Below are 10,066 nucleotides of genomic sequence, written 5' to 3'. Positions count from 1 at the left end.
GGTCCCGGCCGGGGGTGCGGCGGTCGGGCAGGGTCGGGTCCCGTGGTGCGATGGCCGGGTGCGGGCGCGGGTGGTGGCGTGGTGGCCGGGCGGGGCCGGGGCCGTGGTGCGGCCGGGTCAGCCGACGTCCCCGAGGAAGTGGTGGGTGTGGATGGCGAAGTCCGGGAAGGGCTGCACGACTGATCCGCTGCGACCACGAAGTCCGACAGCGGAATCGATCGTCAGTACGCGCGATTCAGTCGTCTCGGCCGTCGATGACGACGGTTGCGTCTTCCGGTGCCGACCCTCCCCGCCCTGCGGGGTCCAGCCGTGACACGGCGGCGGCGAGATGCTGCCGCACGGTGTCGTCGAGCGGGGCGCCCCGCACGGCGGTGATCAGGTCCCGGGCGAGGTGATGGAGCTTGGTGTTGGTGTTCTGGGAGGTCGCCACGAGCACGGTCCAGGCGTCGTCGGCGGTCAGTCCGAAGGAGGCCATGAGGATGCCCCGGGCCAGATCGATGGTGGGCCTGGTCTGCATGGCGCGGCGCAGCTGCACCAGTTCGACGCGCAGCTTCTCCAGGGACTCCGCGTCGGGATCCTCGAGGCCGGGGGTGGCGGTCTCGTGCCCGACATCGGAGGTGGCGGTCTCATGCGCGGGGCCTGGGGCGGCGCCCGCATGCCCGGGCTCGGTGCCGGCGTCCACGTGCGCGGGGGCCGTTCCGGCGTCGCTGAACAGGGAGCGGGTCCCGGTCAGGTCCAGCAGCCGGACCGCGGCGGGGCCGGCCGCGCGGACGGTGACCGTCTTGCCCTCGCGCAGGGCGCGTTCCCGCAGCGCGAGCAGGATGTTGAGGGCGGAGCAGTCGAAGAACGCGACACTCCTGAGATCCAGGTCGATGCCATGCGTCGAGCGCATGAGGGCGGCGCGCAGCGCGTACCGCAGCTCCTGTCCCGCGTCGAGGTCCAGCTCGCCGCGGAGCAGTACCAGCACCCGGTCGGTGTCCGGGCGGGTCTCGATCACCGGTGGCAGTGGCGCGGGCGGCACGCACGGGCGACGCACGGCCGCGTCGGTTGCCCGGCCCCTGCTGGGGCTCTGCACCTGAAGGCCGGATTCCTGCATGACCGCCTCCGTCGGTCTTGGCGCCAGTCGACCCCCTCAGGGTCGTACAGCACACCGTCACACGTCAACAGATACATGAAATCTAGTTCAGGCTTTTGTATACGTGAATGTGGGGTCGTAGACTCAGGGCATGGAGGGAGTGCCCGAGCCACATGCGGGATGGACGTTTCTGACGAACCACGCGCGCGTGCTGGCCACCATCGCCGACGACCACACCGCGCGCATCCGTGACATCGCCGTACGCTGCCGCCTGACGGAACGCGCCGTACAGAAGATCATTTCCGACCTGGAACGGGACGGATATCTGTCCCACCGGCGGGAGGGCCGCAGCAACACGTACCGGATCGAACCGAACAAGGTGCTGCGCCATCCGGCCGAGGCCGGCCTGGGTGTGACCGTGGCCTCGCTCCTGTCGCTGCTGGCGCAGGACGAGGCGGAGCGCGCCGCCGCCGACCCCTCGGACACGCCCTGAGAGCGCTCCACCGCGACACACCGTCACCATCTCGACACGGCACCGACGAGATCACGATTACGTATCGGACATTCCTCGCCTCATCCTTCACACGAGGTACACAAGTTGGCTAGGTTGACGGTCGGGCCGCTCGGGTGACTCCGGCGAACTGCGCCGGGCCGCGCGGCCTCCGCCGAATCCGGACCGTCACAGCGGCAGCCGGGGCCGGGGCCGATCGCCCTGGTCGTCGGCCGACCACCCCGCGCGGCAGGGCCGCAGGGCACGACCTCCCTGCGTCCGCCCCGGGAGCGACGGGCCGGCACGGCAGGCGGAGCACGGGAGGAGTACGGCAGCGATGGCGCCGGAGCGCAACTTGAGTCCCCTTCTCACCGGCGACGACGCGCCCAGCCAGAACGAGGTGAGCCGGCGCATCGCCGCGCTGTACGACCGCGCGGAGACCGACACCGGGACCTTCAACGCCACCCGCGCACAGAATCGCCGGCCCGACGGCGGCGCGCGGGAGCGCTCGGCGGCCCCGCTCAGCTCTGTGACCCGGCAGTGGTTCGATGTCGCCCGCTCCAAGCTGGGGCCCACCGTCCCCGCCGTCCTGCCCGCCGACCGGGCACCCGCGCGGCCCGACACCCCGTCACGGTCCATGCCGGGGAAGTCCACCACGTCCGCGCCCGCCCTGCCGTCGGGGTCCCGCTCGGCTTCCCGGGAACTGCCCGCCGCGTCCGGCTCTGCGGCGGGTGCTCTGCCGCCGGCGTCCGGTACGCCGCAGAAGGCGCTGTCCGCGGCCGGGACGCCGGCGCTTCCGGAGAGCCGGCCGTCAGCGGACCGTGCGGGCGGGGGCCGCTCGGAGCAGGGTGTCTCCCCCGCCGTCGCCAAACAGCGCACCCAGGCCAAACTCGCCGCGTGCCGCACCCTGTTGGCCTCCGCGACGGCCTCGGCCGGCGCGACCGGCACCGGCATGGCAGCCGGCGCCGCGACCGCACTGAGCGGGACAAGTACGGCCACCTCGGCGGGACTTCAGTCGGACGGTGCCGGATTCCGGGCGGATGCCGCGACAGTCCCGGCCGCGGGCGGTACGGGCCTCGCGACGGCCGACACGGCGGTGCTCCCCACCGGCCTCGACGGCCTCCCCGGCTCGGCTTCGACCGACTTCCCCGGCCTTTCCTCCAGAAGCCTTTCCCCCACGGGTCCTTCGGCCGAGCGCGCGGTGGGCATCGCGAGCTACCTCACGGCGGACCCTGCGGATCGGACGGGCCGTTTCCCGTCGGCGACCGACACCGGACAGTTCCCTTCGGCCACCGACAGCGGCCGCTTCCCCTCGGTCACGGACAGCGGCCAGTTCTCCACCGCCGGGATCACGGACAGCGGTCAGTTCTCCACGGCCGGGATCACGGACAGCGGCCAGTTCTCCACGGCCGGCATCACGGACAGCGGCCAGTTCTCCACGGCCGGCATCACCGGCACGGGCCAGTTCCCTGTGGTCACCGGTACGGGTCAGCTCGGCACCGACGCCACTGGCGGCACCGGACAGTTCGACACGGGCCGGTTCGCCACGGGCCAGTTCTTCACCGGCCAGTTCACCGGCGGCCAGATCGCGATGAACACCGGGCAGTTCTCCGCCGGCGAGTTCTCCACGGCAACCGGCCAGTCCCCCGCCGTCACGGGCCAGTTCGCTGCCACCGTCGGGCAGGCGGCCTCCACCGGACAGACGGCCTCCACCGGCACCGGGCAGTTCGCGCTGCCCGAGACACTGCCGTCGGCGGAGGCCACGGTGGACGGCAAGGCCGCGCCGGCCGTCGCCTTCGCACGGGCGCAGACCGGCAAACCGTGTGTGGTGGGCGCGACGGGCCCCGGCTCCTACGACGGCCCCAGCCTGGTGCGGGCGGCCTGGCGGGCCGCCGGGGTCGTGCTGCCGCGCACCGCGCAGGACCAGGCTCTCGCCGGCTCCCCGGTGTCCCCGGCCGCCGCCCGCCCCGGCGACCTGGTGTTCTTCCATGACGCGGCCGACCACGTCGGCCTGTGCACGGGCGCCGGAACCGTGGTCCACGCGCCCGGACCCGGCGCGTACATCCGAGAGGAATCGCTCGCCGAGGCAGGCCCCGTGGACGGCGTCGTACGCCCGAGCTGACCCGCTGACCGTCGAGTCCACAGCCGTACCGACTGAAGAGCGCCTGGAGGAGTTCCTCCAGGCGCTGCTCGAGAACGGCTGAGGCCAGATCGTCGACCCGAGTATCCAGCCAGGGCGACGACCTTCGCCGTGTCCGGTGCTAGGGCCGGCGCGTCCAGCACACGCCAGTACAGGTGCTCCGCAAGAGGGTCGCTGAGGGTTCCGTCGGCCGCGGACGCGCACCCGGTGGATCGCCGCCCACTGCCGGACGGGAAGCTCTGATTTGCCTTGAGGAACGCCGACACGCCGACGCCGCCGGTGCGGGTCCGCACCGGCGGCGTCGTGCTGTACGCCTGCCTGTGTCAGCTCATGCTGCGGCGTGCGCGGCGCAGCAGGATGAAGCCTGCCGCCGCCAGGATCGCGCCGAGCGCCGCCGGCCACAACTGGGCGCCCGTCTCGGCGAGTCCGCGCTGCGCGGTCTGCGGCTCGGTCTGCGGGATGTCCGTCGTCGCGGGCTGCGCGGAGGGGGAGGCCGCCGGTGCACCGGCTCCCTCACCGGGCGACGCGCCCTTGTCGTCGGTGCCTGCGCCGGCGCCGGAGCCGTTGTCGTCGCCGCTCCGGGTGGAGGCGGCCGTCGGGGAGTCCGACGTGAACGCCTTGGGCGCCTCGGCCGAGGCCGTGTTGCCCGCGCCGGGCCTGTCGGCGGCGCCGGCCGTCCGGCTGGGCTGCTGCTGCGGTGTCTGCGAGGGCGCGGCGGTCTGGGTCGGCTCACCGCCCCCGGCGGCGCCACCCTGGCCGTCGCCCTGACCGCCCTGTCCGTCGCCCTGACCGTCCTGGCCACCCTGGCCGTTGTCCTGGCCACCCTGGCCGTCCTGGCCGTTGCCCTGGCCCTGGCCGTTGCCCTGATCGTCCTGACCCTGGCCGTCGCCCTGGCCGCCCTGCGCGCCGCACTGGCGGCCGCTGTTGATGCAGTCGACCATCTCCTGCATCAGGTCCTCGTCGAAGACGTTGATGAAGTCGCCGTGGTCGGTGACCGGCTTGTGCAGCTGCTCGGGGAAGGAGTCCACCGCGAAGAAGGGCCGGGTGCGCCCGCCGTCGGCGAGGCTCGGCGCGGCGACGTCGTAGACGATCCGCTGCACGAGCTGCGGGATGGGCCGGAAGCCGGCCGGGCAGGTGCCGTCCTCGGCCGCGAAGGCCACGTGGGTGCGGTGGTTGGCACTGTCGATGTTGCGGCCGTCCCAGCAGCTCTGGAAGCGGAAGGTGCGTACGACCTTGCTGCCGTCGGGGCACAGCGGGTAGCGGTCCTTCAGCTGACGGTCCTCGAAACCGGTGCAGCTCCAGGAGGCGTTGGCGTTGGCGGTGCCGTTCACGAAGGCTTTCGCGTCACCGGTGATGATGCGCAGCAGCCGGGGCATCGCGGTGACCTTCTCGCGCGGGTTGCCGACGAAAGTCAGCGTCACCTCGGAGGGGGTGACGATCTCGCCGATGTTGCCCTCGGTGCCGCCGCCGGGTGCGTCGGCGTCCCGCTCACGGGTGCCGTTCTGCAGGCGGATCACCGGCCAGTAGTACGTCGACCTGTCCCGCTTGTCGACACAACTGGTGTCGGCCTTGGCCAGGTCCTCGTCGCTGGCGAAAGCGGTGTTGGACTGGTTGCCGATGTAGTCGTGGAAGTGGTGGGCACCGTTGCTGACGCCGGGGGCGACGATGACGTTGTCCGAGTTGAACAGGCCGTTGGCGTTGACGCCGCAGTCGGTGACGAAGGTGCCGCGGGAGGCGTCCTGCCCGAGCTGCGGGGCGGGGACGTTCGGCGGGACGGTGGTGATGTCGGCGTAGTCGGCGGCGACCGGGCCGTTGCCCGACTGCTGCTCCTGCTGCTGCGACTGCCGGCTTCCGCCGTCGCCTTTGTCGTCGTCCTCGCCGGTGCGCAGGGTGCAGGCGACGAGTTCGTCGAGTCCTTCGGGGCGGTCGCCCGCCTGGTCGATGGCGTCGGCGATCTTGCCGATCGTCGCCTCCCGTTCCTTCTGGAGGGGCTTGACGACGGCGTCGGCGGCCGAGCCCGGATCCTCGCGGGCGGCGCCTTCCTTCAACTGCCGGTAGGCGCGCGCGACCTGCTCGTCCAGCGCCGCCAGTTGGACGTCCACCTCGGAGCGGGCCGAGCCGGGTACGTTGCCGAGCTGCTCGCCGACGTCGGGGCAGTCGATCGTGACCGCGTTCCATGTGCCGTCGGGGTTCTGCCCGGTGGTCTCGGTGGCGGAGGCGTACACGTTCGCCACCACCAGTCCGCTGCCGCCCAGCATCAGGGCGACGGCTGCGAAGGTTGCCCGTCGTGCGCCTGTCGGGCGCCTGCGCTTGTTGCGTGCCAAGGAATGCTCCTGCGTCGTGGCCGGCCGGGACTGTGATCCCCCCGTTCCCATACGCATCAGGAGCCCGGGCTGTTCAACGCCCCTGCGGATTCACAGGAATTCCTCATCCTGTGTACCGAGCGTCATCGCACAGCGGCCGGTTCGCGATGCCCTGCACCCGTTGTCCGGAATGCCTGCCGAGCGGCCGGACGTGGAGGACCCGGGCAGCCTACGCTTCGGCCACGCGCGCCGAGGGCGCGGACCCGGACGTACGACGACGGGCCCGACCCCCTGTGCAGTGGGGTCGGGCCCGTCGGTGCGGTCGGGGTCAGGTGCCGGACCGCTCCGCGGTGCCGTAGCGCCGGTTGAAGCGTTCGACGCGGCCCGCGGTGTCGACGACGCGCCGGGCGCCCGTGTAGAAGGGGTGGCTCGCCGAGGAGATCTCGACGTCGACGACCGGGTGAGTGGCGCCGTCCTCCCATGTCACGGTCGCCGTCGGGGCGGCGGTGGAACGGGTGAGGAACGAGACGCCCGCGGCGCGGTCGCGGAAGACGACGAGGCGGGTCTCGGGGTGGATGCCGGGCCTCATGGTGTGGTCCTTCCTGAGGGTGGTCCGACGGCGGGCGGGGTGCGGCGACGGCCTGGGGCCGTGGGTCAGCGCTCCTCGCGGAAGAGGACGTGCTGCCCGGCCACCGGGTCGTACTTGCGCAGGACCAGCCGGTCGGGGTGGTGGAGTCGGTTCTTGCGCGTCACATAGGTGACGCCGGTCCCGGCCGTCGACTTCAGCCGGACGACGGGACGCACGGTGCTGCGTGCCATGGGGCCCTCCTTTCGCGGACCGACCGAACCGGCTTGATCGGTTCATGCCAGTCACGCCCTGTCCAACACCGGGCCGGACCGGAACATTCCCCGCATGCGGGACGCCGCGACCGCGTCCGGGGATCCGAGCCCACGGAATCCGCCGGCCCCCTCGCCCGGCTCCCCCGGCGCCTGTCAACGCAAGGACACGCCCGGCCATTCCGCCGGCACGCCCCCGCCGAGCGGGCGGTACGGCCCCCACGAGCCGTACCGCCCGCTCCGCCGCCACGGGCCCCTCACGCCAGCGGTACGACGACCTCCCCCGCCCCCTGCGCACTCGCCCCTCCCGGCACACGCACCGCGAACGGGCGCTCCGTGCCCTGCGCGGTCACGCGCAGCCGGTCGCCCTCGCGGCGGACGGTGAAGACCGCGGCCGGGATGCCCGTGAGGTCGGGCACGGTCGCCTCGGCCGTCCAGTCGGCGTCGTCCGTGGGGTGGACGAGGAGAGTCGGGTTGTCCAGCCAGTCACCGTCGGGACGACTGTCGTCGCCGGCCAGCGGCAGCACGGCGCCCTCACGGACGTACAGCGGGAGGCTGTCGTAGCCGTGCCGCTCGCTGCGCCACACGGGGCCGGTGACTCTCTCCCCCGTCAGCAGATGCGTCCATGTGCCCTCGGGCAGATAGACCTCCACCTCGCCGTCCTCCGTGAAGACGGGGGCCACCAGCAGGTCGGGGCCGAGCATGTACTGACGGTCGACAGAGCGGCAGCCGGGGTCGCCGGGGAACTCCAGGAGCATCGGGCGCATCACCGGCACACCGCTGCGGTGCGCCTCGGCCGCGGCGCCGTACAGGTAGGGCATGAGGCGGTGCTTGAGCAGGGTGAAGCGGCGGGCGACGGCCACGGCCTCCTCGCCGAAGTTCCAGGGCACGCGGTACGACGTCGAGCCGTGCAGGCGGCTGTGCGAGGAGAGCAGGCCGAAGGCGAGCCAGCGTTTGAACACGGCCGGGTCGGGCGTGCCCTCGAAGCCGCCGATGTCGTGGCTCCAGAAGCCGTAGCCGCTGAGCGAGAGCGACAGGCCGCCGCGCAGCGACTCGGCCATGGCCTCGAAGGACGCCCAGCAGTCGCCGCCCCAGTGCACCGGGTACTGCTGACCGCCGGCGGTGGCGGAGCGGGCGAAGACGACGGCCTCGCCCTGGCCGCGCTCCTTCTCCAGCAGTTCGAAGACGGTCCGGTTGTACAGGTGCGTGTAGTAGTTGTGCATCCGCTCCGGGTCGGAGCCGTCGTGCCAGACGACGTCGGTGGGGATGCGCTCGCCGAAGTCGGTCTTGAAGCAGTCGACGCCCTGGTCGAGGAGCCTCTTCAGCTTGGCCTGGTACCAGGCGCGGGCCTCGGGGCTGGTGAAGTCGACCAGACCCATCCCGGCCTGCCACAGGTCCCACTGCCAGATGTCGCCGTTCGGGCGGCGCACCAGATGTCCGAGCCGGGCGGCCTCGTCGAACAGCGGCGACTTCTGCGCGATGTAGGGGTTGATCCAGACGCTGATCCTCAGCCCCCTCTCCTTGAGGCGGGTGAGCATGCCCTCCGGGTCGGGGAAGACCGCCGGGTCCCACGCGAAGTCGCACCACTGGTACTCGCGCATCCAGAAGCAGTCGAAGTGGAACACGCTGAGCGGGATGCCGCGCTCGGCCATGCCGTCGACGAACGACGTCACCGTCGCCTCGTCGTAGTCGGTGGTGAAGGACGTGGTGAGCCACAGGCCGAACGACCACGCGGGCGGCAGGGCGGGGCGGCCGGTGAGGGCGGTGTAGCGGGCGAGGACGTCCTTGGGGGCGGGGCCGGCGACGACGTAGTACTCGATCGACTGGTCCTCGACGCTGAACTGCACCTGCCCGACCGACTCGGAGCCGACCTCGAAGGACACCTTGCCGGGGTGGTTGACGAAGACGCCGTAGCCCCGGGACGACAGATAGAACGGGATGTTCTTGTAGGCCTGTTCGCTGCTGGTGCCGCCGTCGGCCTGCCAGACGTCGACGACCTGGCCGTTCTTGACGAACGGGGTGAAGCGCTCGCCGAGGCCGTAGATCTGCTCACCGACACCGAGGGCGAGCTGGGCGAGGACATGGTGGGCACCGTCGCCGGTGGTGGCGAACGCGGTGCCCTTGGCGCCGGCGCGGGTCAGTTCCCGGCCGTCCTCCCCCCGGAAGGTGAGCGTCCAGGGGCCTGCCTCGTCCAGGCGCAGGGTGAGCGGGCCGCTGGTCAGCTCGGTCACCGAGCCGTCGCGGCGGACGGTGCCCGCGCCGTCCGGGTCGGCGGTGAGGGCGAAGTCCGGGCCGGGGTTGTACTTGCCGGCGTGGTGGGTGACGCGGACGCCGATCACGCCTTCCAGGGGCGAGAAGCAGTCGACCCGCAGGAGCGGGGCGTTCAGCGTGTCCCCCCTCTTCGTCACCCTCTTCACGGCGGCATGGGCAGTGAAGCGCTTCGACTCTGCGCAGACGTCTCGGACCTCGGTCGCATACGAGATCTGCACGCCGTCCCGGATACGCCAGAAGCCGTCGGTGAACTTCATGTTCTTCCTCAGGGGGAGAGGGGGTCATCGAGCGAGCGCACGGAGACGACCGCTCCGGCATTTTGATCGTACACAAGACACATGGGCCGGAACAGAGCGAGCGCTTGGGATCTCCGCTCTGACCTGCATAAACATCAACGCGTCCGGATACCGGCAGGCCGGAGCGTGGACGACCGCACGCGCATCCGGGTCTGGTGCCACCCGCTCCGCACGGCGCATTGGTCATCGCAGTAAACAAATCAGTCCAGCGTCGTCGCCGGACGCGGCGACAGCAAGGGCCGCCCATGTCGAAGCGCTTCAACGGAAGCTTCTGAAAGGTCGTGATTCCCCTGGCAGCCGTGTCCGTACTGGTCGCCGGGGCCGCGCTGACCGGCCGCAGCCGGCAGCGCGACGCCTCCGCGGGCGCCGTGCTGAACTCGTCGACCGGCGAGACCTGCCACCGCTGGGACGCGCAGGCGGTGGGCCGGTGCGGCAAGCGGCTCGGGGTCACCGTCGAACAGCAGAGCGTCCCGGCGGCGCAGGTCATGACGGAGGCGCTGCGCATGGCGTCGTCGAATGGTCCAACGGCGGCGACGAGACCGACCTCGCCGGGCCGAGGGTCGTGGAGGCGCTGGACTACTGGAAGAGCCTGCTGAAGGGCGGCTCGCTGTCGACATCGACGGTGGGACGGGCGCAGGCCGACGTCAACGACTT

General features: G+C 71.9%; 7 protein-coding genes and 1 pseudogene. 3 read left to right on the top strand and 5 right to left on the bottom strand.

The window, feature by feature from the left end:
• Positions 1-235: 235 nt before the first annotated feature.
• Positions 236-997: an ANTAR domain-containing protein gene (locus MTQ10_RS06715; protein ID WP_247463239.1), complete on the bottom strand. Its 762-nt coding sequence runs from the start codon at positions 995-997 to the stop codon at positions 236-238.
• A gap of 229 nt (positions 998-1,226) precedes the next feature.
• On the opposite strand from MTQ10_RS06715, the gene MTQ10_RS06710 reads away from it, so the two are divergent.
• Positions 1,227-1,568 (top strand): helix-turn-helix transcriptional regulator, encoded by a 342-nt coding sequence (locus tag MTQ10_RS06710; RefSeq protein ID WP_247463238.1) that lies wholly within the window; start codon positions 1,227-1,229, stop codon positions 1,566-1,568.
• 352 nt (positions 1,569-1,920) lie between these two features.
• On the top strand, positions 1,921-3,687 hold the full coding sequence (locus tag MTQ10_RS06705; RefSeq protein WP_247463237.1) for a C40 family peptidase: 1,767 nt from the start codon (positions 1,921-1,923) through the stop codon (positions 3,685-3,687).
• Positions 3,688-4,028: 341 nt separating this feature from the next.
• Here MTQ10_RS06705 and MTQ10_RS06700 read toward each other — a convergent pair whose 3' ends face one another.
• From MTQ10_RS06700 to yicI, 4 genes are all read right to left on the bottom strand, one after another.
• Positions 4,029-5,963, bottom strand: coding sequence for a DUF1996 domain-containing protein (locus tag MTQ10_RS06700; protein WP_247463240.1), 1,935 nt, complete (start codon positions 5,961-5,963; stop codon positions 4,029-4,031).
• A 373-nt stretch (positions 5,964-6,336) separates the two neighbouring features.
• On the bottom strand, positions 6,337-6,597 hold the full coding sequence (locus MTQ10_RS06695; protein ID WP_247463236.1) for a type B 50S ribosomal protein L31: 261 nt from the start codon (positions 6,595-6,597) through the stop codon (positions 6,337-6,339).
• Positions 6,598-6,662: 65 nt separating this feature from the next.
• Positions 6,663-6,827: a 50S ribosomal protein L33 gene (rpmG, locus tag MTQ10_RS06690; RefSeq protein ID WP_247463235.1), complete on the bottom strand. Its 165-nt coding sequence runs from the start codon at positions 6,825-6,827 to the stop codon at positions 6,663-6,665.
• 275 nt (positions 6,828-7,102) lie between these two features.
• Entirely contained in the window at positions 7,103-9,373 is a 2,271-nt protein-coding gene (yicI, locus tag MTQ10_RS06685; protein WP_247463234.1) for an alpha-xylosidase, read from the bottom strand.
• A 347-nt stretch (positions 9,374-9,720) separates the two neighbouring features.
• Here yicI and MTQ10_RS06680 point away from each other — a divergent pair.
• Positions 9,721-10,064, top strand: a pseudogene (locus MTQ10_RS06680) (hypothetical protein); the annotation flags it as partial.
• Positions 10,065-10,066 lie beyond the last annotated feature (2 nt).

It is taken from the genome of Streptomyces sp. XM83C, from assembly GCF_023072675.1.
GTDB classification, from domain to species: domain Bacteria; phylum Actinomycetota; class Actinomycetes; order Streptomycetales; family Streptomycetaceae; genus Streptomyces; species Streptomyces thermocoprophilus.
The sequence above is the reverse complement of the archived record's forward strand: the minus strand, read 5'-3'. Positions and strand labels throughout refer to the sequence as shown.

Excerpts from the sequence above, each read along its gene's own strand:
- MTQ10_RS06710 (WP_247463238.1), top strand. The coding sequence starts at position 1,227 with ATGGAGGGAGTGCCCGAGCCACATGCGGGATGGACGTTTCTGACGAAC.
- MTQ10_RS06700 (WP_247463240.1), bottom strand. The coding sequence starts at position 5,963 with ATGCTGGGCGGCAGCGGACTGGTGGTGGCGAACGTGTACGCCTCCGCC.
- MTQ10_RS06695 (WP_247463236.1), bottom strand. The coding sequence starts at position 6,597 with ATGAGGCCCGGCATCCACCCCGAGACCCGCCTCGTCGTCTTCCGCGAC.
- rpmG (WP_247463235.1), bottom strand. The coding sequence starts at position 6,827 with ATGGCACGCAGCACCGTGCGTCCCGTCGTCCGGCTGAAGTCGACGGCC.
- yicI (WP_247463234.1), bottom strand. The coding sequence starts at position 9,373 with ATGAAGTTCACCGACGGCTTCTGGCGTATCCGGGACGGCGTGCAGATC.